This is a genomic window from Micromonospora sagamiensis (assembly GCF_014680085.1).
Taxonomy (GTDB): Bacteria; Actinomycetota; Actinomycetes; order Mycobacteriales; family Micromonosporaceae; genus Micromonospora; species Micromonospora inyonensis.
Genome location: NZ_AP023438.1, coordinates 4,623,634 through 4,649,854 on the forward strand (window position 1 = coordinate 4,623,634; position 26,221 = coordinate 4,649,854).

Sequence of the window (26,221 nt, forward strand, 5' to 3'; positions counted from 1 at the left end):
CTGGAGCAGTCGTCCGACAGCTCCAGCTCGGCGCGTCCGGCGTCCCGCGACCTGGAGCCGTCGCCTGCCGCTGACGGTCGTCGGGTCGCCCTGCTGACACTGGGCTGTGCCCGCAACGAGGTCGACTCGGAGGAGTTGGCCGCCCGCCTGCACGCCGACGGTTGGCAGGTGACCACCGACGGCGAGGGGGCCGACGTGGTGGTCGTCAACACCTGCGGCTTCGTGGCCAAGGCCAAGCAGGACTCCATCCAGACCCTGCTGGCCGCCGCCGACACCGGCGCCAAGGTGGTCGCGGCCGGGTGCATGGCCGAACGGTACGGGCGGGAGCTGGCCGACAGCCTGCCCGAGGCGCAGGCGGTGCTGAGCTTCGACGACTACCCGGACATCTCCGCCCGGCTGACCTCGGTGGTCAACGGCGAGGCGGTCGGCGCGCACACCCCCCGGGACCGGCGTGAGCTGCTGCCGCTGACCCCGGTGGCCCGGCGGGACCGCGCGGTGTCGCTGCCCGGCCACGGCACCCCGGTCCGCACCGAGGCTCCGGAGACCGACGCGCACACCCCGGCGCACCTGCGCCAGGTGCTCCGCCGTCGGCTCGACACCGGCCCGGTCGCCTCGCTCAAGCTGGCCAGCGGGTGCGACCGGCGCTGCGCGTTCTGCGCGATCCCCGCCTTCCGGGGCGCCTTCGTCTCACGTACGCCGGACGAGCTGCTCGCCGAGGCGGAGTGGCTGGCCAAGACCGGCGTCCGGGAGCTGGTGCTGGTCAGCGAGAACTCCACTTCGTACGGCAAGGACCTGGGCGACCCCCGCGCCCTGGAGAAGCTGCTGCCCCAGCTCGCCGCGATCGACGGCATCGTCCGGGTGCGGGCCAGCTACCTCCAGCCCGCCGAGACCCGTCCCGGCCTGGTCGAGGCGATCGCCACCACCCCCGGCGTGGCCCCGTACTTCGACCTGTCCTTCCAGCACTCCAGCGAGCCGGTGCTGCGCCGGATGCGCCGCTTCGGCTCCACCGACCGCTTCCTGGAACTGCTCGCCACCGCCCGCGAGCTGGCCCCGGAGGCGGGTGCCCGGAGCAACTTCATCGTCGGTTTCCCCGGCGAGACCCGGGGCGACGTTGAGGAACTGGTCCGCTTCCTCACCGCCGCCCGGCTCGACGCGATCGGCGTGTTCGACTACAGCGACGAGGACGGCACCGAGGCCGCCGACCTGCCCGGCAAGGTCTCCGCCGCCACCGTCAAGCGCCGGTACGACAAGATCAGCGCACTCGCCGACGAACTCTGCTCGCAGCGCGCCGAGGACCGGCTCGGCTCGACCGTCGAGGTGCTGGTCGACGCGGTCGACGGCGGCGTCGTCGAGGGCCGGGCGGCCCACCAGGCCCCCGAGGTGGACGGCTCCACCACGCTGGTCGCCCCGTCCGGCGGCGGTGTCGACCTGGCCGCGTTGCGTCCGGGCGATCTGGTCCGGGCGACGGTCACCGGCACCGAAGGGGTGGACCTGATCGCGGTTCCGGATGAGATGATCTCGGCGGCGCCCGGCGCGGCACGGTGACGGCGGGCCCTGACGGAGCGGGGGAGCCACGTGGTGCGTTACCGGGAACGCCGGATCGGGGCGGACGGGTGACCGGGACGGCCGACTCGACGCCGCCGGCCGTGGTGGCCCCGGTGCCGGTGCTCAACGCGGCCAACGCGCTGACCGCGCTGCGGTTGCTGCTGGTGCCGGTCTTCATGGTGCTGGTGGTCGCCTCCCAGATGACGCACGCCGGCTGGCGGCTGGCGGCCTGCCTGGTCTTCGCCCTCGCCTCGCTGACCGACTTCGTGGACGGCTGGATCGCCCGCCGGTTCGCCCTGATCACCTCGGTCGGCAAGGTCGCCGACCCGATCGCCGACAAGGCGCTCACCGGGACCGCCCTGCTGCTGCTCTCCTGGTATGCGGTGGTCCCCTGGTGGGTGACCGTGGTGATCCTCACCCGGGAGCTGGGGGTGACCCTCATCCGGTTCTGGGTGATCCGGCACGGGGTGATCGCGGCCAGCCGGGGTGGCAAGGCCAAGACCGCGTTGCAGATCCTCGCCATCGTCTGGTACCTGTGGCCGATGCCGGCCGCCGTGGCCGGCGCCGCTGGGTGGATCATGGCCGCCGCGGTGGCCGTCACGGTGCTCACCGGCTTCGACTACGTCGCCCGCGCGCTGCGCCTGCGCACCGCGCGGTGAACCGCTCCGGCGACGGTTCATCCGGGCGCGCCGGGGAAGGACTGCGGGCATGGTGGTGCGCAGCAGTGGGACGACGACGTCGGGCGGTCCGGACGACCGGCCGGTGATCAATCCGGCGGCCGGGGTCGTGCACCGGCTCTCCGAGCGGGGGGAGACCCTCGCCTCGGTGGAGTCGCTGACCGGCGGGTCGCTGGCCGCCTCGATCGTCGAGATCGCCGGGGTGAGCGGGATCTTCCGGGGCGGACTGGTGGTGTACGCGACGGAGCTGAAGGCACAGCTCGCGGGCGTACCCGAGGGGTTGCTCGCGGACCGTGGGCCGGTCGACCCGGACGTGGCGGTCGCGCTCGCCGAGGGCGGACGGTGCCGCTGCGACGCGGACTGGGGGGTGTCGACCACCGGGGTGGCCGGCCCGGAGCCGCAGGACGGCAAGCCGGTGGGGCTGGTCTTCGTCGCGGTCGCCGGACCGAACGGGACGGCGGTCCGGGAACTCGACCTCGACGGCGGCCGTGACCGGATCCGGTCGACCGCCGTCGTCGAGGCGTTGCGGCTGCTCACCGAACGGATCGGAGCGGCCGGGGAGGTCACCGCCAGCGCGGGGCGCTGACCGCTGCGCGGGCGGGACCGGGCGGGGTGGTATGTCGCGGAGGCCCTCAGCGGGTACGGTTGCGGGAAGGCTCCGACGGTACGGTTTCGGTGTCGGGACGGCTGAGGGCGCCCGGCGTGATCCGGTCGCCGGGCAGAGGTCCCGTCAAGGGAGGTGCGATGGTCCTGCTACGCCGGGTGATCGGTGACGCACTGCGGGCACGCCGGCAGGGGCAGCACCGCACCCTGCGCGAGGTCTCCTCGGCCGCGAACGTCAGCCTGGGCTACCTCTCCGAGATCGAACGCGGCCAGAAGGAGCCTTCCAGCGAGCTGCTGGCCGCCATCTGCGACGCGCTCGGCGCCCGCCTCTCCGAGGTGCTCCGTGAGGTCAGCGACACCGTGGCGCTGGCCGAGCAGATGCCGGGCGTGCTGGTACCGGTCGCCGGCGAGTCGGCCGAGCCGGTGGCCCGCCCGTCGGTCCGCAAGGTCGCCCCGCAGGGCGTCCGGCAGGTCACCGCCGACGGCCCGGTCTCGGTGGCCGTCCGGCAGGACTCGCCGCTGAAGGCCACGCTGCGCACCACCCGGGTCCGCCCGGCCGAGCGGGACGTGGTCTGCGCCGCCTGACCGGCCCCGCCCCCCGATCGTCGCGTGGTCGACCTGGCGCCGGCCGCGTAGGGTTGATCAGCAGGTCGTCCGGTCCGCGCCACAGCCGACGCCAGTGGCGCCCGGCTGCGACGATGGACAGGCCGCCGGCGTGCCGGGCGGCCCGTCCGGCACAGGTCACCGGGCGCAGCGACGCGACTGAGGGGATACCGCGGAGATGGCGAACCCGTTCGTCAAGGGTTGGAAGTACCTGATGGCGCTCTTCGGCGCCCGGATCGACGAACACGCCGACCCGAAGGTGCAGATCCAGCAGGCCATCGAGGAGGCGCAGCGCCAGCACCAGGCGCTGGTGCAGCAGGCCGCGGCGGTGATCGGCAACCAGCGCCAACTGGAGATGAAGCTCTCCCGGCAGATGTCCGAGGTCGAGCGCCTCCAGGGAATGGCCCGCCAGGCCCTCGTCCTGGCCGACCAGGCGCGAGCCAAGGGTGACGAGGCCGAGGCCACCAGGTACGAACAGTCCGCGCAGGCCCTCGCCACCCAGCTCGTCTCGGCCGAGCAGGCGGCCGAGGACCTCAAGACCCTGCACGACCAGGCCATCGGCGCGGCGGCCCAGGCCCGGCGCGCGGTGGAGAACAACTCGATGATCCTCCAGCAGAAGCTGGCCGAGCGCACGAAGCTGCTCAGCCAGCTCGAGCAGGCCAAGATGCAGGAGAGCGTGGCCCGCTCGCTGGAGTCGATGTCCGCCCTCACCGCACCCGCCAACACGCCCAGCCTGGACGAGGTGCGCGACCGGATCGAGCGGCGGTACGCCAACGCGATGGGCCGCGCCGAACTGGCCGGCAACTCGGTCGAGGGCCGGATGCTGGAGATCCAGAAGTCCGCGCTCGACTCGGCCGGGTCCTCCCGGCTGGAGCAGATCCGGGCCAGCATGGCCGGCGAGCAGCTCGCCGGCCGGCAGCAGCGGCCCGGAGTCGAGCAGGCGGCACCGGCCGCCGACCCGGCCGCGGCGGCCCGGCTGGACGAGCTTCGCGCCAGCATGGGTCGCGACCGGGGCACCGGGGACACCACCGCCGCCGGCTGAGCGGACGGGTCGAGGAGGTAGGCGTGGCAGACGAGCGAGCGCGGTACTTCCGGCGGCTGCACCGGTTACGCCGGTCCGCCCGACGGTGGAGCGTCACCGCCGGTGGGCTCGGCGGCGCGGCGGCGGTCCTCACCCCGTACGCCGGCCTCGGCCTGCCCGACGCGGCCTGGGCCGGCGCGGCGGGCAGCGCCCTGATGCTGGCCGCCTGGCGCTGGGTCGACCTGCGGGCGCACGCGGCACGGCCGGCCCCGCCCCCGCTGGACCCGGCCGAGGCCGCCGCCCGTTCCCGGGCCCGGCTGGTCGCCGCCGTGGAACGCCTCCCGGCCGGCCCGAACGTGCTCGCCGAGGTGCGTCGGGCCCGAGCCCGGATGGCACTGCGCGGCACCGCCGCGGCCGAGCCGTGGGCCCGCCTGGACCGGGCCGCGTTGACCCTCGCGGGAATGGCCGGCCGGCTCACCGGGCTGGCCGACCCGGCGGTGCTCGAAGCGGCGGCGGCCGACCGTTCCCTGCGGGACCTCGCCGAGCGGGTGGCGAACGTGGAACGGGCGATGCGACTCGCCCCGGCACCGGCCGGCGAGTCGCTGGCCGAGACCCACCGCGTGCTGGTGGGGCAGCTGCACGAGGGGGTGGCCGCGTACGAGCAGCTCGTCGTCGCGGCGGCCGGCTACGTCGCCGAGGACGCCCGTCCCGCCGGCACCCATCCGGCCGCCTCCCGGCTGACCGAGGCGACCGACCTGCTGCACGGGGTGGCCTCGGCCCTGGCGGAACTGCGCGCGGTCGGCGATCCACGCCGGGCCCCGAGCCACTAGCCGACCGGCTCAGTCCGGGGTGGTCACCGGCACCGGCGCGGTGAACGCCGAGCTGCCGACCACGTTGAACGCGCGGACCCGGTACCAGTAGGAGACCCCGCGCCGTAGCCCGGTGTTGGTGAAACCGCGTCCGGAGACGGTGAAGGCGGTCAGCTCCCGGGAGAAGGCCGGGTCGGCGGCGCGTTCGACGACGAACCCGCAGCCCGCCCCGGTGGCCGTGCCGGAGGTCCAGCGGAGGATCGCCGTGGCACTCTCCGGGCCTGCCGTACAGGCCGTGGCGATCACCGCGGTCGGGGTCCTCGGCACGGGTGGGGTGGTCACCACGCCGACCGTGGACCAGGGCGAGACGGCACCCAGGTAGGTGGTGCGGACCCGGTAGTAGTAGGTGGTTTCCGGGGCGACCCTCGGATCCAGGTGCTGGTCGGTCACCCCGACCGCCGTGGTGACGGGGCCGCTGGTGAAGGTCGGGTTGGTGGCCCGTTGCACGTCGACGCCGGTGGCGAAGGACCGGTTGGTCCACCGCACCGCGACCCGCAACGGCGCGGCGGCGGCGACCACCGCGCTCAGGCCGGTCGGCGCGGCCAGCCGGACCGTCGCGAGGACGCTGTTCGACCAGGCCGAACAGGACGCCGCATTCTCCGCCCGGATCCGGTAGTGGTAGGTCACGCCCGGGGTGACGGTGGCGTCGACGTACCGGGTCGCGGCGGCGGCCACGGCCAGCACGGTGACCGGGCCGGCGAAGGCGATGTCGGTCGCCCGTTCCAGCCGGTGCCGGGTGGCCGGCGGCCGGTCGCCGTTGCCGGTCCAGGCCAGCGCGATCGCGGGCAGGGCGATGGCCGAACCCGGGACCGGGGTGGCGGTCAGTCCGGTGGGCGCCCGGGGGGAGACCCGCACCACCAACGGACGGTCCATGCCCTGGTCCCGATGGGCGGCGAGCTGGCTGTGCCAGCGGTACTCCCAGCCCAGGTCGACCGGGCGGGCGTCGCCATCGGTCGGGTCGAGCGGACGGACACAGTCGCCGACGGTGAACGGCAGGCCGGGCGGGACGGGCCGCACGGCCACCACCACGTCCTCTCCGGGGTCGACCCGGACGGTCTCCTTCCAGCCCCGTTCGTCCGTCGCCGGAGGGCGGACCGTGCCGTCCCGGGCCACCCGGTTGACCAGTTGCACGTCGCCGCCGCCGAGGTGCAGCGGTTGGGTCAGCCGTCCCTCGCCCCGGATCCGCCAGAGCCGGGTGCCGTCGGCGGGTGATCCGACCGGCACGGCCGGGTCGGTGGCGTACAGGATCTCGGTGGGCGGATCCTCCGGTTCGCGGGCCACCGGGTCCCCGTCGGGTGTCCCGCCGGGAGCGGGCGGCCTGCCGTCGGTCCTCCCGGTGCCGGGGAGCGGGGCGGCGAGCCGACCGGTCAGCCGGCCGTGATCCGGCTCGAAGACCTGCTGGACGGCCCGGTCGACCACCGGCAGGGTGACCGGGCCGGTCGCGCCGACCGGGGTGAAACTGACCGAGGTGGCGTGCACCGGGACGGCCGTGTCCCGCTCGGTCCGGGTGCCGAAGGCCCGGTCGTACGCCGGCTGCGGCACGATCGGTGGCGGCTGGCTGGCCGCGTACGCGACGGGCAGCTGGTCCCGTAGCCGGTCCACGTCGTACCGGTCGGCTGGCGTGCCCGCCACCCGGAACTGGAGCAGGGTACGGGTGTCCGGGCCGTACCCGGGCACCGCGCCGGGCGAACCGGCGTGGTGGTCGTACCGGGGGTCGCCGCCGGGGAGCGGGGCCGGGCAGTCGTTGTACAGGATCAGGGTGCTGCCCGGGGGCACGGCGGCGAAGTCGACGACCACGTCGGCCCGCTCGCCCGGGGTGAGCAGCAGGGTGTGCCCGTCGACGTTGAGCACCCCCGGGTCGAGCCGGTCGTACCGGTAGCCGACCGGACGGTTTGCCAGCACCACCGGGGCGGGCAGCAGGCCGCACTCGTTGCCGAGCCGGACGATCTCCGGACCGGCCGCCCGGGGATCGGGCACGCCGCCGTCCCGCCCGTCGTTCGGCCAGTACGCCGGGTGGCCGGGAGTGCGGACCGCCTCGACCATGGGCACCTCGCCCGCCCCGGCGTCGGCGAGGTTGCCGTCGTCGTCCCACATCGGCTGGTCCGAGCGGGCCCGGTAGAGCTGGAGGTTGAGGCTCCGGTCCGGACAGGCGTTGAGGATCCGGAACCGGTAGGCCCGGGGTTCGACCGTCAGGTACGGGTAGGCGACGCCGTTGACCAGCGGTGTGTCCCCGTACACCTGGGGGACGGCCGACGGGTGCGGCACGCCCGGGGCCAGCGGTGGCTGGTCGGGCGCGTCGACCGGGTCGTGGTACGGATTCGGCGTCGGCCCGTGTCGCACGGCCGCGCTCTCCGGGTGCCGGCACCACGGGCCGTAGTCCCAGCGGCCGGTCGGGTTCCGTCCGTCGGGGCGGAACGGGTTCTGCCGGGGCTGGTAGACGTGCGGGTACCAGAGACTGCCACAGGCTCCCCAGCGGCCCCGGTCCCAGGTCGGGTCCTCGGTGGCGAGTTGCGCGTCGTCCGGGACGAAGGTCCGGTCGGTGATCACCAGCGGGACCTGGTCGGCCGGGAGGACGCCGTCGGCGACCAGCCGTTCCTCGGCCGGGTCGACGAGCAGGTAGGGGGCGATCTGGCCGGAGTAGGTGGTGAGCCGGGACAGGCCGAGGGTGTTGTCGTGGAACCACATCAGCCGGCCGCTCTGGTCGTTCGGGTAGTACAGGGTGGTGGCTCCCGGGCCGGGTAGCGGCATGTCCGGCACGGGGGTCAGCCCCGGTCCGGTCGGGTACGGGGTGATCTCGGCGGCCGGAGTGATCCACTGGGTGGGGTTGCCGGCGCTGATCCAGGCGGTCCGGACTCCCTGGAGGCGGAGCACCGCCCGGTTCTGCGGGTACGGTGCCGGCCCGTCCAGCGGTCCGGTCCCGGCTCCCGGCAGGGTCGCGTCGACCGGCAGGAACAGCTCCCCGGCGCGTCCGGTGGGCAGCTGGTTGATGAACTTGATTCGGACCGGCCGGTCGCGGCGCGCCACGATCATCGGCCCCAGGTGGTACGCCCGCGCGGGCGGCCCGACCGTGTTGTGCCCGTGCCGGTCGGTGCCGAGGTTGAGCTGGCGGTACCCGCGCAGCCGGGTCGGTGGCAGGTCCCGGTGCAGGCGTTGGCGGTACTCCTGGAGGCCGATCTCGTAGTAGTCGCAGCCCGGGTAGCTGATCGTGTCGGGCGCGGCCACCGGCAGGTAGCCACCCAGCGCGTCGGCCTGCCCGGGGCCCGGCCGGGGGAGCGGGTCGACGAACTTGCGCAGTCCGGTGCCCGGCACCACCCGGCCGGTGCCGTCGATCCGGGGGCGAGGGCTGGTGGCGACGTTCGGCTCCGGGCCGAAACAGCGCGGGACGGCCTCCGGGTCCAGGGCGGCGGGTGGGTCCGTTCCGGTCCCCGGCGCCGGCACCGCGCCGGCTGTGCCCGTCGGCGGGGTCGTCCGGTCGGGCGTGGGCGGGTCGGCGGTGCCCCGGGCCACCGGAACCGTCCGGGCGGGGCGGAGTCTGCGGAAGATGGCCATGGTGTCCCCCGGGGACGGGGGTACGACGACCGCCACCCCGGTGTGGTCGAGGTCGTACCCGTGGCGCCGCGCTGACGGTGGGTGAGCGCGTAATCGCAGCATGCGACAGTCGTCCCGGGTTGGGGAATTACCCAATCGTGTCAATCTGGGTGCCGCCGGGACGTTCCGGCTGGCAGGTGGGGCACCAGTAGGTGACCCGGTCCCCCAGGTCGCGCTTGCGGACGGCGGTGCCGCAGCGCCGGCACGGCTGGGCGCGGCGGCCGTAGACGTAGCTGGTCTCGCCCCGGCGCAACGAACCGGTGCTGCTCTGCGTCCACCGGCCCCGGTTGGCGGCGAGCAGTCGCTGGGCGAGGTCGACCAGGCCGGGCAGGTCCGGCACCTCGCCGACGGGTGTCCACGGGGAGACACCGCGCAGGAAGAGCAGCTCGCACTTGTAGAGGTTGCCCACCCCGGCGAGGTTGCGCTGGTCGAGCAGGGCCTCGCCGACGGGGACCGTCGGGCCGGCCGCCAGCCGGCGGACCGCCTCGGCCGCGTCCCAGTCCGGGCCGAGCAGGTCGGGGCCGAGGTGACCGACGAGCGCGTCCTCCTCGGCGGTCGGCACCAGGGCGACCTCGTGCAGGTGGTAGCCGACGGCGACCGCGTCGGCCGTACGCAGCACCACCCGGATCAGGTGCGCCGGGCGCCCCGTCCACCGTTCGCCCGGCGCGTACGCCCGCCAGGCCCCGTCCATCCGCAGGTGCGAGTGCAGCGTCCAGGCTCCGTCCCGGTCGCCGGCGGGGGCCTCGGCGGAGGACTCGGCGGGTGGTGACGTCAGCCGGAGCAGCAGGTGCTTGCCCCGGCTGACGCAGCCGTGCACCGTCGCGCCGGTGAGATCGGTGGTGGCGAGCTGTGGCACCCGGAAGTCGGACCCGGTCAGCCGGCGACCCGCCAGCGCGCGGTCCAGCACGCGGGCGGTGTTCCAGACGGTGTCACCCTCGGGCACCCGTCCATCCTGCCTCGCCGCACCGGGCCGGGCACGGGGAGCGGGCCGGGTGCGGGCCGGGTTCGGGGCGTGATCGTCCGGGCCGGGCGTGGTCAGCCGGGCTGCGGCCGGACCTCCGGCTCCGGGGCAGGCGGTGCGGACGTCAGGGCTGCTCGTCCGGACGGGGTGGGCGGACCATCTCCTGGTAGCGGGGGTGGCTCGCGCCGTAGATGGCGAAGTTGAGTCGGGCGTGGGACAGGCTCAGGTCGCCGTTGGGTCCGCCCCGGACCACGTCGGCGTCCGCGTCGCCCTGGCCGTCGTCTGTCCAGAAGCAGACCGGACAGGTGCCCCCACCGGTCCGGTAACCGCAGCAGGGACAGGTCGTTGGAACCCACTGCTCGCCCACCCTTCGAGCATTCCACAGTGGGCGACACCGGCGCAGGCGGGGACCGGCTCAGCCCGGATGCCGGACCGGTACCGGATCGCCCGGTCGTACCCCCAGGCGGTCCGCTGCCCGGCCCCCGTTCACCGCCACCGCGACCCGGTCGGCGGAGTCGACGTAGATCACGAGTTGGCCCGGGGGCGCGTCGCCGAAGGTCCGCCCGTGCACCGCCTCGTGCCCGCCCACCCGGAGCGTCGCCGGGCGGTCGGCCAGGACCGACGGGGGTGCGGCGAGCTGGACGTTGCCGAAGTGGTCGACGGTGAGCACCTCGGCGGTGAAGCCCGTCGGGGTCACCTCCAGCACCGGCTCCGGCAGTCGGACCAGGCCGGCCGGGTCGAGCGCGGGGCCCGCCTCGGCCAGGGCCGCCCCGGTGGCCAGCCGGGCGGCGACCGGGGCGAAGACGTCCCGGCCGTGGAAGGTGCGGGACACCTCCGGGGCCAGCCACCGCGGGTTGGTCAGCTCGACCGCCGCGCGGACGCCGCCCAACGCCTCGGCGGCCGGCACCAGCAGCCCGTTGTCCGGCCCGACCAGCAGCCCACCCGGAGCCTCGAGGGCGATCCCCCGCCGGCTGGTGCCGACGCCCGGGTCGACCACCGCGACGTGCACCCCGGCCGGCAGGTACGGCACGGTCTGGGCGAGCACCGCCGCCCCGTGCCGTACGTCGGTCGGGGGCACCAGGTGGGTCACGTCGATCACGCGTACCTGCGGCGCCAGGCGGGCGATCACGCCGTGACAGGCCGCCACGAACCCGTCGGAGAGCCCGTAGTCCGTGGTCAACGACACCCATCCGAACCCCATGGACCCCACCCTAGGTCGTCACGTCCGGTCGTCGCCGCCCCGGCTGCCCTGCCGGGCCGTCGCACCAACGACTCTGCCGGCTGACGGTGCGTCACGCCCGTGTTCACCCGGTACTCGATTGCCGGCTGACCGCGTGCACCCTGGCCAGATCGCTCCGCGCGTCTGCGAGGTCCTTCAGGGCCTCTACGCCGAGGGCCAGTTCCGCATCCGTCTTGTGCACGGCGCGTCCCGGGCAAACAGCTCGGCGAGAGAACCTGGCGGGGTTGACCACTCAGGGTGATGTCAGTCCGGGGTGGCCGACACCTCTCTTTGCCCCTTTGCTCTGCACCCCTGGACGCGCCAGCCACCCTCCGTGAGCGGCCATTCACCGCGCTGGCATTCGCTGAAGCGTCGTCGATCCTGCTCGTTGCCGGTGTCGCGTATCCGGGTGCAGAGCAAAGGGAAAACATGGGTACTGGGTCACCTGGCGGGAGGTCACTCGGTGTGAGAATCCACTGCCACCCGAACGTGGACACGCTGCGTCACTGTGAACGGTTGTCTCTGCCTGTGGGCCACCAGGCGCCGGCTGCCCTCGACCCCGACCGCGCCCGGCCCGACCACCCGTCACGCCGACCGTAGGCGGATGACGGGCGTCGACCGTGGCGGTTGGTGGCCGGTCGCCGACCGACCGGCCCTCCCGCGAATGCGGACGGTTCGGCAGACTACGAGGGGTGACCTCCGCACCCCGTACCCTGACCGTCGCCGCCCTGCTCGTGCTCGCCACTTCCCTCGCCGGCTGCGGTGACGACGCTGACGACCGTGCCGACAGCGCCCCCTCGGCCAGCGCGCCCGTGTGGGCCACCCCGGCCGAGAGCACCCCGCCGGCGGTGGCCCCGTCCGCGACGCCGGGCGCCGGGACGACCCCGAGCGCCCCGCCCCGGGCCGGACGGACGACCCCGCCGGTGCCCGGCGGACCGGGCCGGACCCGCACCCCGCAGTTCGTCATGCCGACCCGCTCGGCCGGTGCGCCCAGTGCCCGGCAGGTGGTGGACGCGTTCCGGGCCGCGAAACTGCCGGTGTCCGGCGTCCGGGACCGCTCGGTCGACTGCGGACCGAACGGCGCGGGGCTGGGCTGCGCCGAGTTGCTCGTCACCGACGCCGTCTCGGTGTACGTCTTCCCCGACGAGGCGAACGCGGTGAACCGGGCCGACATGTGGGGCGCCGACGCGTACCGGAAGGGCACCGTCGTGCTCAGCTACCTGGGCACCACCACCAGCACCGAGCAGCGCAGGCGCTACGAGGCCGTCCTCGCCGACCTGGGCTGAGCTGCGGCCGGTGCGTCAGCCGCGCAGGCGCAGGCCCCGGGGCGTGGCCCGGAAGCCGGCGGTGGTCAGCGCGTCGCGCAGCGGGGAGGCGTGCACCGCCTCCCCGTCCGCGCGTTCCACCGAGATCGCGCCGAGCGCGCCGGAGTGCACCGCGTCGGCCAACGCCTTGGCCGCGCCGGTGAGCGCCTCTGCCTCGGCACTGAACGACAGGATCGTCCGCCCGCCGCGTTCGACGTAGAGCACCAGCTCCCCGTCGACCAGCACGACCAGGGCACCGGCCTTACGGGCGGCCCGGTGGCCGGTGGCGGGGGCGGTGCCGTCGCCGGAGTCGACCACCCGCTCCGGCCAGGGCAGCGCCGCCCCGTACGGGTTGGCCGGGTCGGTCGCCGCCAGCACCAGGGGTGCCCCGCCGCGCGTCCGCGTCCCGTCGGCGGTGTCGGCGAGGGCACGGAGGCGGTCCACCGCGCCGGGCACCGCGAACTGCGCCGCCCCCAACCCCTCGACGAAGTACCCGCGTCGGGCCGCCCCACGTTCCTCCAACCCGGACAGCACCGGGTAGACCGCGCTGAACCCACCGGTGACCTGCTCGGCGACGACCGCGCCCCGGGTGAGCACCCCGTGCCGTTCCAGCAGCAGGTCGGCCAGGGCGGCGGCCCGCCGCAACGGGTCGGTGTCCCGCTCGGGCAGCCGGGACCAGCGTCCGGCCACCGTCGGGGGACCGCTGCGGGCGGGCAGTGCCACCCGGCCGGGGCGGCGGTAGCGGGTGCGGGGGGCGGCGGGTCGGGCCCGGTGCGCCCCGCCCCCGCCGAGCAACGCGCGCAGTGGGGCGAGCGTGTCGTTGGTGAGGTGCCCGGCCCAGACCAGGTCCCACAGCACGGCGGTGAGTGCCGCGTCGTCGCCTGAGCCCACCCGGTCGGAGAGGGACCGGAAGAAGAGGGCCTGCCCGTCGGCCAGCGCGTCCAGCACCGCCTGGTGCGCCGGGGTGAGGGCCAGCGCCTCGTCCGGAGCAGGGAGCAGCAGCGGCGCGGCGTCGGCGTACGCCAGGGTGACCCAGCCGTCGCCGCCGGAGATCGCCCCCGACCCGGCCCAGACCAGCTCACCGCTGGCGCAGAGTTCGTCGAGGAAGGCGGGGGAGTAGTCGGCCACCCGGGCCGGCAGCACCAGCCGTTCCAGCGCGGACGCCGGCACCGCCACGCCCTGGAGCTGCTCGGCGGCGGCGGCGAGCGCCTCGACGCCCCGGGCCGCCGCGCCGATCTGCTGCCAGCGGGGCAGGAAGGTGGCGAGCGTGCGGGGCGGCACCGGCTCGATCTCCCGACGCAGCGCGGCCAGCGACCGGCGGCGCAACAGGCGCAGCACCTCCGCGTCGCACCACTGGGTGCCCGCGCTCTCCGGTAGGAACTCCCCGGAGACCACCCGCCCGGTCGCGGCGAGCCGGCGCAGCGTCTGTTCCACCACGGCGACCCCGAGCCCGAAGCGGGCCGCGCAGGTCGCCGCGGCGAACGGGCCGTGGGTGCGGGCGTACCGGGAGACCAGGTCGCCGAGCGGGTCGGTGACCGGCGCGAGGTACGCCTCCGGCACGCCGACCGGCAGCGCCACGCCCAGAGCGTCCCGCAGCCGGGCGGCGTCCTCCACGCCGACCCAGCGCTCCTGGCCGGCGATGCGCAGCCGCAGCACCCGGCGGGCGGCGGCCAGCCCGGTCGGCCAGTCCGCCGGTACGCCCCGCTCGGCCAGCTCCGCGTCGGTCAGGTCGCCGAGCACCCGCAGCAGTTCCACCACGTCCTCGGCGTCGCGGGGCCGGCGCTGCTCGGTCAGCCAGCGCAGCTGCCGGTCGGTCTCGGCGAGCACCGTGGGGTCGAGCAGTTCGCGCAGGTCGACCCGGCCGAGCAGCTCGCCGAGGAGGCCGGAGTCCAGCGCCAGGGCAGCGGCCCGCCGTTCGGCCAGCGGGGCGTCCCCCTCGTAGAGGAACGCGCCGACGTACCCGAACAGCAGCGAGCGGGCGAACGGCGACGGCGGGGACGTCTCCACCTCGACCAGGCGGACCCGCCGGGTGGCCAGTTCCCGCATCAGCGTGGTCAGCGCGGGCAGGTCGAACACGTCCTGGAGGCACTCGCGGGCCGCCTCCAGGGTGACCGGGAAGTCGGCGTACTCCCGGGCGACGTCGAGCAGTTGCGCGGCCCGTTGCCGTTGCTGCCAGAGCGGCTGGCGGCGGCGCGGGTCCCGGCGGGGGAGCAGCAGCGACCGGGCCGCGCACTCGCGGAACCGGGCGGCGAAGAGCGCCGACGTGCCGACCGACTCCTCGACGAGCTGGGTGATCTCGTCCGGGTCGAAGGCGACCACGTCGGCGCCGGGTGGGGCGTCGGCGGTGTCCGGCAGGCGGACCACGATGCCGTCGTCGGCGGGCATCACCTGGGCGTCCACCCCGTACCGTTCGGCCAGCCGGCGGCCGATCGCCAGCGCCCACGGCCCGTTGACCCGGGCGCCGAGCACGCTGTGCACGGCCAGCCGCCAGTCGCCCAGCTCGTCCCGGAAGCGCTCGACCACCACCGTCCGGTCGTCCGGGAGGGAGCGGGTGGCGGTCTGCTGCTCGCGCAGGTAGGCCATCAGGTTGCCGGCGGCCCAGTCGTCCAGCCCACCGGCGCGCAGTGCCGCCAGCGCGGACTCGTCGTCCTGCCGCAGCAGTGCCCGCACCCGGGCTCCGATCGCCCGGCCCAGCTCGACCGGGCGGCCCGCCTGGTCGCCCTTCCAGAACGGCATCCGGGCGGCCTGCCCGGGGGCGGGGGAGACCAGCACCCGGTCCGGGGTGATCTCCTCGATCCGCCAGGACGAGGAGCCGAGCAGGAAGACGTCACCAACCCGGGACTCGTAGACCATCTCCTCGTCCAGCTCGCCGACCCGGGCGGCGCGTTCCGCCCCGGCCAGGAAGACGCCGAACAGCCCTCGGTCCGGGATGGTCCCGCCGCTGGTGACCGCGAGCCGCTGCGCGCCCTGCCGGCCGGTCAGCACGTCGGCGGCGCGGTCCCAGACCAGGCGGGGACGCAGCTCGGCGAAGGCGGTCGACGGGTACCGCCCGGAGAGCATGTCCAGCACCGCGTGCAGGGCCGAGTCGGGCAGTTCGGCGAAGGGGGCGGCCCGGCGGACCACGGCGGCCAGCTCGTCGACCCGCCACGGTTCGAGCGCGACCATCGCGACGATCTGCTGGGCGAGCACGTCGAGCGGGTTGCGCGGGTGGTGCAGTTCCTCGATCGCCCCGGCGGCCATCCGGTCCGCCACCACCGCGCAGGAGAGCAGGTCGCCCCGGTGCTTGGGGAAGACCACGCCCCGGGAGACCGCGCCGACCTGGTGCCCGGCCCGGCCGACGCGTTGCAAACCGGCGGCCACGCTCGGCGGCGCCTCGATCTGCACGACCAGGTCGACCGCGCCCATGTCGATGCCGAGTTCGAGGCTGGAGGTGGCGACCACGCAGGGCAGCTGCCCGGACTTGAGCGCCTCCTCGATGTGCTTGCGCTCCTCCCGGGAGACGCTGCCGTGGTGGGCGCGGGCGATCACCGGGGCGGCCCCGTCGGCGGTGCCGGACTGGGCGATGATCTCGGCCGGCGGTCGCCGCGCGGCCGGTGGGAGCATCGCCCCGGCGGCCGGCGCGGGGACCGCCCCCGGAGCCGAGCCGACCGCCCCAGCATCGGCCGACTCGGGCGGTGGGTCGGCGGCCAGCTCGTTGAGGCGGGCACAGAGCCGTTCGGCGCTGCGCCGCGAGTTGGTGAAGACGATCGTCGAGCGGTGTGTGCGGACCAGGGCCAGGACCCGCTCCTCCACCGCCGGCCAGATCGAGGCCCGCCGTGGACCGGGACCACCGAGGTCGCCCTCGGAGGGTTCGACCTCGTCGAGCCGGGCCATGTCCGCCACCGGCACCTGGACGCTGAGTTCGATGGTCTTGGCGGACGGTGGCTGCACGACGTCGACCGGCCGGGAGCCGCCGAGGAACCGGGCGCAGGCGTCGATCGGGCGGACCGTCGCGGACAGGCCGATCCGCTGCGCCGGCCGGGGGAGGAGTTCGTCGAGGCGTTCCAGGGAGAGCGCCAGGTGCGCGCCACGTTTTGTGCCGGCCACCGCGTGCACCTCGTCGACGATGACCGTCTCGACCCCGCGCAGGGAGTCCCGTGCCGCCGAGGTGAGCAGCAGGAACAGTGACTCCGGGGTGGTGATGAGGACGTCCGGCGGGGTGCGCGCGAAGGCCCGGCGCTCGTCGGCGGGGGTGTCACCGGTGCGCATCCCGACGGTGACGTCGCAGGGTGTGACCCCGAGCCGGGTGGCCGCCTGCCGGATGCCCGCCAGTGGGGTGCGCAGGTTCCGCTCGACGTCCACCGCCAGGGCCTTGAGCGGACTGACGTAGAGCACCCGGCAGCGTCGCCGCCGGTCCTCCGGCACCGGCTCCCGGGCCAGCCGGTCCAGCGACCACAGGAACGCGGCGAGCGTCTTGCCGGAGCCGGTGGGGGCGACGACCAGTGCGTGTCGTCCGGCGGCGACCGCCCGCCAGGCGTCCACCTGCGCGGGCGTGGGCGCGGCGAAGGCGGCGGTGAACCACTCCCGGGTCGGCGTGCCGAACCCCGCCAGCATCTCCGTCACGTCTCCCATCCTGCCGCGCGGGTGCGACAACGCCCCGCCCGCACGTCGGTCGGACCGGGAACGATGTCCGGCTGGGCTTCTTACGGGAGAAGATGGGGTGCTTGCACGTTAAGTCTTACTTAACTGCTTGCTTGTGGATGGAAACATACAGTAACTTCTCCCGCATCGCCGGTCGGGGGAGGGGAGCCGGATGGCCGTGGAGCGAGGCTCGGAGCCCGGCACCGATGTGCTCATCCGAAAGGTCGACAGTCATCTCGCCGCCGTCCGCGTCGGTCTGCACGGCCCCGAGCTGGAGCTGGCCGAGCGGCTCGCCCGGTGCCTGCGGGAGCTGGTCGTGCAGACCGCCCAGGCCAGTGCCGCCGACCGCGCCCAGGTGCGGGCCGCCGTGCACTACTTCGTCCTGCGCCGGGAGAGCCGGGGTCAGTTGCTCTCCGTGCGGTCCCTCGCCGCCGCACAGCGGTTGGCCAACCGGGTCGCCCTCCAGCTCGGTCGCCCGGACCTGCTGGTGGAGACCCGCCGCGAGCGCGCGCTGCGCGAGCCGCCCGTCCCGACCGGGTGGTAATCCGGGTGTTTTTCGCAAAACGCCCCATAGGTCCCGTCCGCTGACGTGTGATCCCTGGTAGCCGGAGAGTGCCCTGCCGGGCGCTGCCACCTACCGGGAGGACGCGTGCTCGTACTGCTGATCCTCCACTTCGTGGCGGCCCTGCTCGCGCCGCTGCTGGTCCGGTGGTGGGGACCGCGGGCCTGTTATCCGCTGGCCCTGGCGCCCGCCGCCGCGTTCGGCTGGGCGCTGGCACGGACCCCGGCGGTACGTGACGGGGCCGCCCTGGTCGAGAACCACACCTGGATCCGTCAGCTCCAGCTCGACCTGACGTTCCGGATGACCACCCTCTCCTGGCTGATGACCCTGCTGGTCGGCGGAATCGGCGCGCTGGTGCTGGTGTACTGCGCCGGCTACCTCGCCCCGAGTGAGCCGGAGCTCGGCCGGTTCGCCGGCGTCCTCGTCGCGTTCGCCGGGGCGATGCTCGGGCTCGTCCTCGCCGACAACCTGCTCCTGCTCTACGTCTGCTGGGAACTCACCACGGTCTTCTCGTACCTGCTGATCGGGCACCACCCGGAGCGGCGGGCGAGCCGCTGGGCCGCCGCCCAGGCGTTGACCGTCACCACGCTGGGCGGGCTGGCGATGCTGGTCGGATTCGTCATGCTCGGGCAACGGGCCGGCACCTACCGCTGGTCGGAGATCACCGAGGTGCCGCCCGACGGTGGGTACCTGACCGTCGCCGTCCTGCTCGTGCTGACGGGGGCGCTGGCGAAGTCGGCCCTCCTGCCGTTTACCGCGTGGCTGCCGGCGGCGATGGCCGCACCCACCCCGGTCAGCGCCTACCTGCACGCGGCGGCCATGGTCAAGGCCGGCGTCTACCTGGTCGGGCTGCTGGCCCCGGTACTGGCCCACACCCCGCCCTGGCGGCCGGTCACCACCGTGGCCGGGCTCGCCACCCTGGTCGTCGGCGGCTGGGCGGCGCTGCGCCAGACCGACCTGAAGCTGCTGCTGGCGTACGGCACGCTGAGCCAGCTCGGCCTGCTCGTGGCGGTGACCGGCGCGGGCACCCGGGAGGCGGCACTGGCCGGGCTGGCGCTGCTGCTGGCACACGCCCTGTTCAAGGCGACGCTCTTCCTGGTCGTCGGCGTCGTCGACCACGTCACCGGCACCCGGGACCTGCGTGAGCTGACCGGGCTGTGGCGTCGGCTGCCGCTGCTCTGGATCGTCGCCCTTCTCGCCGCCGCGTCGATGGCCGGCGTCCCGCCGCTGGTCGGGTTCGTCGCCAAGGAGGCCGTGCTGTACGCGTTCCTCGACGACCCGCTCGCCCTCGGCGTCGTGCTGGTCGGGTCGGCCTTCACCGTCGCCTACAGCGCCCGGTTCCTCTGGGGCGCCTTCGGCGGGAAACCCGGCGTCGACCCGGTGCCCGTCGAGCGGCCGGCCGTCGCGCTCGTGGTCCCACCGGCCCTGCTGGCCCTCACCGGTCTCCTCCTCGGGCCGCTCGCCGGGCCGGTCGGTGCGCTCCTCACCCCGTACGCCGAGGCGTTTCCCGGCGGCGACCACCCGCTGGCGCTCTGGTCCGGGCTCCAGCCCGCGTTGTGGTTGTCCCTGCTGGTGCTCGCCGCCGGCGGGCTGCTCTTCCTGCTGCGTGGCGCGCTCGCCCCGGTGCTGGCCCGGTTGACCACCCCGGTGCCGGGTGCGGACGTGTACGAGCGGACCGTCCACGCCTTCGACCGGGTCGCGATCGAGCTGACCAGCCGGATCCAGCGCGGCTCCCTGCCGCAGTACCTCGGCACCATCCTCGTCGTCCTGGTGGTGCTTCCCGGCGGGGCGATGCTGCTGGTCCGGCCCTGGCCGGTGCCCACCCGGCTCTGGGACAGCCCGGTGCAACTGCTGGTGGGCCTGGTCGTCGCGGTGGCGGCGGTGCTCGCCGTGGCCGCCCGCACCCGGCTGACCGCGATGCTGCTGGTCGGGGTGACCGGTTACGGCACCGCGATGATCTTCGTGGTGCACGGCGCACCCGATCTGGCGCTGACCCAGATCCTCGTCGAGACCGCGACGATCACCGTCTTCGTGTTGGCGTTGCGCCGGCTGCCGCCCCGCTTCTCGGTCCGCCCCCTGCGGCGCAGCCGGTGGATCCGCCGGGGGATCGGGGTGGCCGTCGGCGCGGCCCTCGCCGGCCTGGCCGTCGCGGCGGCCGGCAGCCGTCGCCTCCCGGCGGTCTCGGTGGACTTCCCCCCGCTCGCCGTCGAGGAGGGGCACGGCCGGAACGTGGTCAACGTGATCCTGGTCGACATCCGGGCGTGGGACACCGTCGGCGAGATCTCGGTACTCGTGGTGGCGGCCACCGGGGTGGCCAGTCTGATCTTCGAACGGTCCCGCACCGACCCCCGCCCGCGTCGCCGGGGAGCGTCCGCCGTCCGTTCCGAGCCGGGTCAACGGGTCTGGCTGCGGGGCGGGCCGACCCTGCACGAGCGCCGCCGATCACTGGTCTTCGAGGTGGTCACCCGGCTGATCTTCCACAGCATCGTGCTCTTCTCCCTCTTCCTGCTCTTCTCCGGGCACAACGCGCCGGGGGGCGGCTTCGTCGGTGGGCTGGTGGCGGGGTTGGCGTTGACCCTGCGCTACCTGGCCGGCGGCCGGTACGAACTGGAGGACGCCGCCCCGGTGGGAGCCGGCACGGTGCTCGGCGTCGGGCTGGGGACCGCCGTGGGCAGCGGGGTGGTCGCGCTGCTGGCCACCGGGACTCTGCTGGAGAGCAGCCGGATCGACCTTCACCTGCCCGGAATCGGCGACTTCTACCTGGTCACGTCCCTCGTCTTCGACATCGGGGTCTACCTGGTCGTCGTCGGCCTGGCGCTGGACGTCCTGCGCACCCTCGGCGCGGAGGTGGACCGCCAGATCCAGGTCGGCGGCCAGGCGGACCGGGGACTGGCCGCCGACCGGCGGGGAGGGCAACGGTGACCGACTCCGGGAACGGCCCGACGCTGGTGCTGGCACTCGTCGTCGGGGTGCTCGTCGCGACGGGCGTGACCCTGCTGCTGGAGCGGAACCTCACCCGGATCCTGCTCGGCGTGATCCTCGTCAGCAACGGGGTCAACGTGCTCATCCTGCTCAGCGCCCCGGCCGGGGAGGCCCCGCTGGTCGGTACCACCCCGGTGGACCGGATGAGCGACCCGCTGCCCCAGGCGATGATCCTCACCGCCATCGTGATCACCCTGGGGCTGTCCGCGTTCCTGTTGGCGGTGGCGTACCGGAGTTGGTTGCTCACCGGCCACGACGAGACGAGGGACGACCCGGAGGACCGACAGATCGTGGGGCTCGCCGACCGGGACGCCCCGCAACCGGCCGACCTGGGCGGCGAGGGGCCGGGGGACGACCCCGAGCAGGTGGACCCCGGTCCGGGAGGTCGCCGATGACCGCCCTGGTGCCGCTGCCGGTGGTGATGCCGTTGCTGGGCGCCGCCCTGACCCTGGTGCTGCCGTGGGCGCGGGCGCAGCGGGCGGTCAGCGTGCTCGTGCTCGTCGCCACCCTGGCCGTGTCGGTGGTGCTGCTCGTCCGGGCGTACGCCGACGGCCCGCTGGTGGTCCGGATCGGTGGCTGGACGCCACCGGTCGGCATCGTGCTGGTCGCCGACCAGTTCGCCGCGCTGATGCTGACCGTCTCGGCGGCGGTGACGCTCTGCGTGTTGCTCTACTCCATCGGCCAGGGCCAGTCCGACCTCGGCGAGGGCACCCCGGTCAGCATCTTCCACCCCACCTACCTGGTGCTGACCGCCGGTGTCACCAACGCCTTCCTCGCCGGTGACCTGTTCAACCTCTTCGTCGGCTTCGAGATCCTGCTGACCGCCAGCTACGCGCTGATCACCCTGGGAGGGACCGACGTCCGGATCCGTACCGGCTCGACGTACGTGGTGGTCAGCGTCCTCGCGTCGATGATCTTCCTGAGCGGGGTGGGGCTGGTGTACGCGGCGACCGGCACGCTCAACCTCGCCCAGCTCGCCGGCCGGCTCGACACCCTGCCGGCGGACCTGGGGCTGGCGCTGCACCTGATGCTGCTGCTCGCCTTCGGCATCAAGGCCGCCGTCTTCCCGTTGGCGGCGTGGCTGCCGGACAGCTACCCGACCGCGCCCGCCCCGGTCACCGCGGTCTTCGCCGGCCTGCTCACCAAGGTCGGCGTGTACGCGATCATCCGTACCGAGACGCTGCTCTTCCCCGGCGGGCGCGTCGACGGGCTGCTGATGGTGGTGGCCGGGCTGACCATGCTGATCGGCATCCTCGGCGCGGTGGCCCAGTCCGACCTGAAGCGGCTGCTCTCCTTCACCCTGGTCAGCCACATCGGCTACATGATCTTCGGGGTCGCGTTGAGCACCGTGGCCGGCCTCACCGGCGCGATCTTCTACGTGATGCACCACATCACCGTCCAGACCACGCTCTTCCTCGTCGCCGGCCTGATCGAACAGCGGGCCGGCAGCACCGACCTGCGCCGCCTCGGTGGCCTGGCCCGGGTCACCCCGCTGATCGCCGTGCTGTTCTTCGTCCCGGCCATGAACCTCGCCGGGATCCCGCCGTTCCCGGGGTTCCTCGGCAAGCTCGGCCTCTTCCAGGCCGGGGCGGCGGTGGGCGGCGCGCTGCCCTGGGCCCTGGTGGCCGCCGGGGCGGTGACCAGCCTGCTCACCCTCTACGCCGCCTCCCGGGTGTGGAACATCGCCTTCTGGCGGTCGCCCCGCCCCCTCCCCGAGGACCCGCCCGCCCGGCTGCCCCGGCTGATGGTCGGCTCGACGGTGGCGCTGGTCGCGCTCGGTGTGGCGTTCACCCTCGCCGCCGGGCCGCTCTTCACGGTCACCGCGGACGCGGCGGACGACCTGCACCGGCGGACCCCGTACGTGCGGGCCGTCTTCCCCGGGGGCACCCCGTGATCCCCGACCCGCCGGTCCCCGCGTCCGGCCCGCGCCGGCGGTTGGTCCCCGGGGCGGCCCCCGGCCGGGCCCGCGCCGCCCGCTGGCGGGAACGGCTGATCGCCGCCGCCTGGATGGTGCTCATCTGGAACCTGTTCTGGGGACGGTTCACCCTCGGCAACCTGATCGGTGGGGGCGCCGTCGCGGCGGTGGTGCTGGTGTTCTTCCCACTGCCCCCGGTCTCCCTGGACAGCCGGCTGCGCCCCGTCCACCTGCTGCGCTTCGCGGTGCGGTTCGCCGCCCAACTGGTCGGCGCGAGCATCCACGTCGCCTGGGTCGCCGTCCGCCCGCGGTACCGGCCGCGCAGCGCGATCATCGCAGTACGGCTGCGGGTGCGTACCGACCTGAACCTGGCCCTCACCGCCGAGGTGCTCTCCCTGGTGCCGGGGAGCCTGATCATCGACGTCGACCGGAGCGCCGGGCTGCTCTACGTCCACGTCCTCGACGTCCGTGGACCGGAGGACCTGCGTCGTGCCCGCTGGCGCATCGAGGACGTCGAGCGGCGCATCGTCCGCGTCGTCGGCTCGCCCGCCGAGGTCCGGCTGGTGACGGGCGCCCCCGTCGAGAAGGGAACCGCCACGTGAACCCGGCCGTGATCGTCGCCCTCACCGTCCTGCTCTCCGCCACCGCCCTGCTCGCGCTGGCCCGGATCGTGCGCGGCCCGTCCCTGCTCGACCGGCTGGTCGCCACGGAACTGCTGCTGGCCACGATGATCGCCGCGGTGGGCACCGAGGCGGCGGTGAACCGGCACACCACGACCCTGCCGGTGCTGGTGGTCCTGTCGCTGCTGGGGTTCCTCGGCTCGGTGGCCCTGGTCCGCTTCGCCGCCGGGGAGGAATCGTGAACGCCGCCGACCTGGCCGACCCGCTCGCGGCCGTCTTCCTGGTGGCCGGGGCGCTGCTCAGCCTGGCCGCCGGGATCGGGGTGCTGCGCCTGCCGAACGCCCTCGACCGGATGCACGCGGTCACCAAGCCGCAGGTGCTGGGGGTGCTGCTGATCCTGCTGGGCCTGGCGCTGCGCCTGCGCAGCCCCACCGACCTGGGCATGCTCCTGCTGGTCGGGCTCTTCCAACTGGCCACCGCGCCGGTCGCCGCGCAGATGATCGGCCGGGCCGTCTACCGGTCGGGTCGCTTCGACCGGAATCTGCTCGACGTCGACGAACTCGCCGACCGGTGACACCGTTTCCCGGGACATCCAGGCAGCACCCAGCCGGGGCCGATAAAATGGCGGCATGATCGACTCTTCTGCCCAGGAGGGCAGCAGTAGCCGGCCGGGTACGACCCGGCCTTCCCCGCCCGCGACGTCGGGAGCCCTGAGCCTCCCGTGTTGATCGTCGTCGGACTCGTCCTGATCATCGTTCTCACCGCCGCGACCGGCTACTTCGTGGCCCAGGAATTCGGGTACGTCGCGGTCGACCGCGGCAAACTGCGGCAGATGGCCGACGACGGCGACCCGGCCGCGGCCCGCGCCCTCCAGGTCACCAGCCGGCTCTCCTTCATGCTCTCCGGTGCCCAACTCGGCATCACCGTCACCGCCCTGCTCGTCGGATACGTGGCCGAGCCGTACCTCGGTGCCGGCCTGGCCGAACTGCTCGGCGGCGTCGGCGTCTCCACCGCGGTCAGCCTCCCGCTCTCCGTGGCGCTGGCCCTGACCATCGCGACCGTCGTGCAGATGGTCCTCGGTGAGCTGGCCCCGAAGAACCTCGCCATCGCCCGACCCGAGCCGTTGGCCCGGGCCCTCAGCCGCTCCACCCTGATCTACCTCGCCGTGGCCGGTCCGCTGATCAAACTCTTCGACCGGGCCGCGGTACGACTGCTCCGGCGGGTCGGCATCGAGCCGATCGAGGAACTGCCCAGCGGGGCGACCCCGCAGGACCTGGAGCAGATCATCGCCGAGTCCCGCGAGGAGGGGCGCCTCGACGCGGCCATGTCCGACCTGCTCGACCGGGGGCTGGACTTCCGTGAGCTGACCGCCGGGGAGGCCATGGTGCCCCGGGTCGACGTGCACACCGTCCGGGCCGACGAACCGATCAGCCGGGTGGTGCAGCTGCTCGACACCGGCCACTCCCGGTTCCCGGTGCGGGGTGCCGAGGGCGTCGACGACCTGGTCGGCGTGGTCGGGATCGCCGACGTGCTCGGCGTACCCCCGGCGCGGCGCGCGACGACGCCGGTGAGCGCGGTGGCCGTACCGCCGCTGCTGGTGCCGGAGACGCTGCCACTGCCGACGGTGCTCGACCGGCTGCGGGTCGGGCACCGGCAGCTCGCCTGCGTGGTCGACGAGTACGGCGGGTTCGCCGGTGTGATCACGCTGGAGGACATCGCCGAGGAGCTGGTCGGCCCGATCCGGGACGAGGACGACCCGCCGGAGCGGGCCCCCGCCCGGCAGGACGACGGGTCCTGGGTGGTCCCGGCCCGCTGGCGGATCGACGAGGTGGCCGACAGCACCGGCATCGCGCTGCCCGAGGGGCCCGAGTACGACACCCTCTCCGGACTGGTCATGCGGGAGCTGGGCCGGGTCCCCGAGGTGGGCGACCTGCTGGAGATCGGCCTGCCCGCCGAGGACGGCGAGCCCGCACCCCGGGCCCTGGTCGAGGTGCTCGTGGTGGACCGGCACGTCGCGGACTCCGTCCGGCTGCGGGTCACCGGCACCAGTGAGGTGGCGGCATGAGCACCGGACTCGCGCTGGTCATCTCGGTCGTGCTGCTGGCGCTGAACGCCTTCTTCGTGGCCGCCGAGTTCGCCCTGGTGGCAAGCAAGCGGTACCGGCTGGAACACGCCGCGACCGGCGGTGGCCGGGCGGCCCGGGCGGCGCTCGACGGCGTCCGCGAGCTGTCCCTGATGCTCGCCGGCGCGCAGCTCGGCATCACCCTCTGCACGCTGGGACTGGGCGCGCTCGCCGAGCCGGCGATCGAGCACCTGCTCAGCCCGGTGCTGCACGCGGTCGGCCTGCCCACGGCGGCCAGCCACGTCGTCGCGCTGGTCTTCGCGCTGAGCCTGGTCACCTTCCTGCACCTGGTGGTCGGCGAGATGGCCCCGAAGTCGTGGGCGATCACCGACGCGGAGCGCTCGGCGCAGTTGCTGGCACTGCCCTTCCGGGCCTTCGCCCGGGTGGCCCGGCCGGTGCTGTCGCTGCTCAACGCGCTGGCCAACGCGATGCTGCGCCTGGTCCGGGTCAACCCGCAGGACCAGCTCGCCCAGGTGCACGGCCCGGAGGAACTGCGGATGCTGCTGGAGCAGTCCCGTGAGCACGGGCTGCTCGGTGCCGAGCAGCACCAGATGCTCACCAGCATGCTGGAGTTGCAGGGCACCAAGGTGGCCGACGTGATGGAACCGTTCGGGCAGATCGTGACGGTGCGCCGGGACGACCCCGCCGAGCGGGTCGAGGAGGTTTCCCGGGACAGCGGCCGGTCCCGCCTGGCAGTGGTCGACCCGGCCGGCGACGTGGTGGGCCTGGTGCACGTCCGGGAGGCCGTCCGGGTCACCACGACCGGCCGGTCGGCGACCGCTGGCGAGCTGATGACCGACGCGTTTACCCTGCCCGCCACGGCCTCGGTCACCGAGGCGGTGGCCGCGATGCGGGGGGTGCAGGCGCAGCTCGCGCTGGTGCGCAACGGTGGCGGCCCGACCCGCCCGATCGGGTTCGTGGCGCTGGAGGACCTCCTGGAGGAGGTCATCGGCGAGTTCGACGACGAGACCGACCCGGTGCCCCGCGGGCGGCGGATGCGGTAGGGCCAC

21 protein-coding genes are annotated in these 26,221 nt (G+C 74.5%); 16 read left to right on the forward strand and 5 right to left on the reverse strand.

Features of this window, described 5'->3' with window-relative positions; translation table 11 throughout:
- The first annotated feature begins 51 nt into the window (after positions 1-51).
- From rimO to pspM, 6 genes are all read left to right on the forward strand, one after another.
- On the forward strand, positions 52-1,545 hold the full coding sequence (gene rimO / locus IGA62_RS20370) for a 30S ribosomal protein S12 methylthiotransferase RimO (protein WP_145822109.1): 1,494 nt from the start codon (positions 52-54) through the stop codon (positions 1,543-1,545).
- A 68-nt stretch (positions 1,546-1,613) separates the two neighbouring features.
- The gene (gene pgsA, locus IGA62_RS20375) at positions 1,614-2,204 is read left to right on the forward strand and encodes a CDP-diacylglycerol--glycerol-3-phosphate 3-phosphatidyltransferase (RefSeq protein WP_145819298.1); all 591 of its coding nucleotides are present in this window, start codon (positions 1,614-1,616) and stop codon (positions 2,202-2,204) included.
- 49 nt (positions 2,205-2,253) lie between these two features.
- On the forward strand, positions 2,254-2,808 hold the full coding sequence (locus IGA62_RS20380) for a CinA family protein (protein WP_145819297.1): 555 nt from the start codon (positions 2,254-2,256) through the stop codon (positions 2,806-2,808).
- Between the two features lie 158 nt (positions 2,809-2,966).
- The gene (locus IGA62_RS20385) at positions 2,967-3,410 is read left to right on the forward strand and encodes a helix-turn-helix domain-containing protein (RefSeq protein ID WP_145819296.1); all 444 of its coding nucleotides are present in this window, start codon (positions 2,967-2,969) and stop codon (positions 3,408-3,410) included.
- A gap of 196 nt (positions 3,411-3,606) precedes the next feature.
- Positions 3,607-4,470, forward strand: a complete 864-nt coding sequence (locus IGA62_RS20390; protein WP_145819295.1) for a PspA/IM30 family protein — start codon at positions 3,607-3,609, stop codon at positions 4,468-4,470.
- Positions 4,471-4,493: 23 nt separating this feature from the next.
- Entirely contained in the window at positions 4,494-5,279 is a 786-nt protein-coding gene (pspM, locus tag IGA62_RS20395; RefSeq protein WP_145819294.1) for a phage shock envelope stress response protein PspM, read from the forward strand.
- Between the two features lie 9 nt (positions 5,280-5,288).
- Here pspM and IGA62_RS20400 read toward each other — a convergent pair whose 3' ends face one another.
- The 4 genes from IGA62_RS20400 to IGA62_RS20415 all read right to left on the reverse strand — a co-directional run bounded on the left by IGA62_RS20400 (position 5,289) and on the right by IGA62_RS20415 (position 11,068).
- Positions 5,289-8,867 carry a multicopper oxidase domain-containing protein gene (locus tag IGA62_RS20400; RefSeq protein ID WP_145819293.1) on the reverse strand — a complete coding sequence of 1,193 codons (3,579 nt, stop codon included), beginning with the start codon at positions 8,865-8,867 and terminating at the stop codon, positions 5,289-5,291.
- Positions 8,868-8,994: 127 nt separating this feature from the next.
- On the reverse strand, positions 8,995-9,849 hold the full coding sequence (locus tag IGA62_RS20405) for a DNA-formamidopyrimidine glycosylase family protein (RefSeq protein WP_145819292.1): 855 nt from the start codon (positions 9,847-9,849) through the stop codon (positions 8,995-8,997).
- Positions 9,850-9,991: 142 nt separating this feature from the next.
- Positions 9,992-10,234: a CPCC family cysteine-rich protein gene (locus tag IGA62_RS20410; protein ID WP_145819291.1), complete on the reverse strand. Its 243-nt coding sequence runs from the start codon at positions 10,232-10,234 to the stop codon at positions 9,992-9,994.
- A 48-nt stretch (positions 10,235-10,282) separates the two neighbouring features.
- Entirely contained in the window at positions 10,283-11,068 is a 786-nt protein-coding gene (locus tag IGA62_RS20415) for an SAM hydrolase/SAM-dependent halogenase family protein (protein WP_145819290.1), read from the reverse strand.
- Between the two features lie 710 nt (positions 11,069-11,778).
- On the opposite strand from IGA62_RS20415, the gene IGA62_RS20420 reads away from it, so the two are divergent.
- Entirely contained in the window at positions 11,779-12,372 is a 594-nt protein-coding gene (locus IGA62_RS20420; RefSeq protein WP_145819289.1) for a hypothetical protein, read from the forward strand.
- A gap of 15 nt (positions 12,373-12,387) precedes the next feature.
- Here IGA62_RS20420 and IGA62_RS20425 read toward each other — a convergent pair whose 3' ends face one another.
- On the reverse strand, positions 12,388-17,001 hold the full coding sequence (locus IGA62_RS20425) for an ATP-dependent helicase (RefSeq protein ID WP_377464235.1): 4,614 nt from the start codon (positions 16,999-17,001) through the stop codon (positions 12,388-12,390).
- 181 nt (positions 17,002-17,182) lie between these two features.
- Between IGA62_RS20425 and IGA62_RS20430 the strand changes: the two genes are divergently transcribed.
- From IGA62_RS20430 to IGA62_RS20470, 9 genes are all read left to right on the forward strand, one after another.
- Positions 17,183-17,554, forward strand: a complete 372-nt coding sequence (locus tag IGA62_RS20430) for a hypothetical protein (RefSeq protein ID WP_091463197.1) — start codon at positions 17,183-17,185, stop codon at positions 17,552-17,554.
- A 105-nt stretch (positions 17,555-17,659) separates the two neighbouring features.
- On the forward strand, positions 17,660-20,494 hold the full coding sequence (locus IGA62_RS20435; RefSeq protein WP_145819288.1) for a Na+/H+ antiporter subunit A: 2,835 nt from the start codon (positions 17,660-17,662) through the stop codon (positions 20,492-20,494).
- Positions 20,491-20,949 carry a Na(+)/H(+) antiporter subunit C gene (locus IGA62_RS20440; RefSeq protein ID WP_232624720.1) on the forward strand — a complete coding sequence of 153 codons (459 nt, stop codon included), beginning with the start codon at positions 20,491-20,493 and terminating at the stop codon, positions 20,947-20,949. The genes IGA62_RS20435 and IGA62_RS20440 overlap by 4 nt, the downstream gene beginning before the upstream one ends.
- The gene (locus IGA62_RS20445) at positions 20,946-22,448 is read left to right on the forward strand and encodes a Na+/H+ antiporter subunit D (RefSeq protein ID WP_145819287.1); all 1,503 of its coding nucleotides are present in this window, start codon (positions 20,946-20,948) and stop codon (positions 22,446-22,448) included. The genes IGA62_RS20440 and IGA62_RS20445 overlap by 4 nt, the downstream gene beginning before the upstream one ends.
- Positions 22,445-23,071, forward strand: coding sequence for a Na+/H+ antiporter subunit E (locus tag IGA62_RS20450; RefSeq protein ID WP_332838448.1), 627 nt, complete (start codon positions 22,445-22,447; stop codon positions 23,069-23,071). The genes IGA62_RS20445 and IGA62_RS20450 overlap by 4 nt, the downstream gene beginning before the upstream one ends.
- On the forward strand, positions 23,068-23,331 hold the full coding sequence (locus IGA62_RS20455) for a monovalent cation/H+ antiporter complex subunit F (protein WP_145819285.1): 264 nt from the start codon (positions 23,068-23,070) through the stop codon (positions 23,329-23,331). The genes IGA62_RS20450 and IGA62_RS20455 overlap by 4 nt, the downstream gene beginning before the upstream one ends.
- Positions 23,328-23,663 (forward strand): monovalent cation/H(+) antiporter subunit G, encoded by a 336-nt coding sequence (gene mnhG, locus IGA62_RS20460; protein WP_145819284.1) that lies wholly within the window; start codon positions 23,328-23,330, stop codon positions 23,661-23,663. The genes IGA62_RS20455 and mnhG overlap by 4 nt, the downstream gene beginning before the upstream one ends.
- A gap of 147 nt (positions 23,664-23,810) precedes the next feature.
- Positions 23,811-25,154: a hemolysin family protein gene (locus IGA62_RS20465; protein ID WP_145819283.1), complete on the forward strand. Its 1,344-nt coding sequence runs from the start codon at positions 23,811-23,813 to the stop codon at positions 25,152-25,154.
- Entirely contained in the window at positions 25,151-26,215 is a 1,065-nt protein-coding gene (locus IGA62_RS20470) for a hemolysin family protein (RefSeq protein WP_145819282.1), read from the forward strand. Before IGA62_RS20465 ends, IGA62_RS20470 begins: the two co-directional genes overlap by 4 nt.
- The last annotated feature ends 6 nt before the right edge of the window (positions 26,216-26,221 follow it).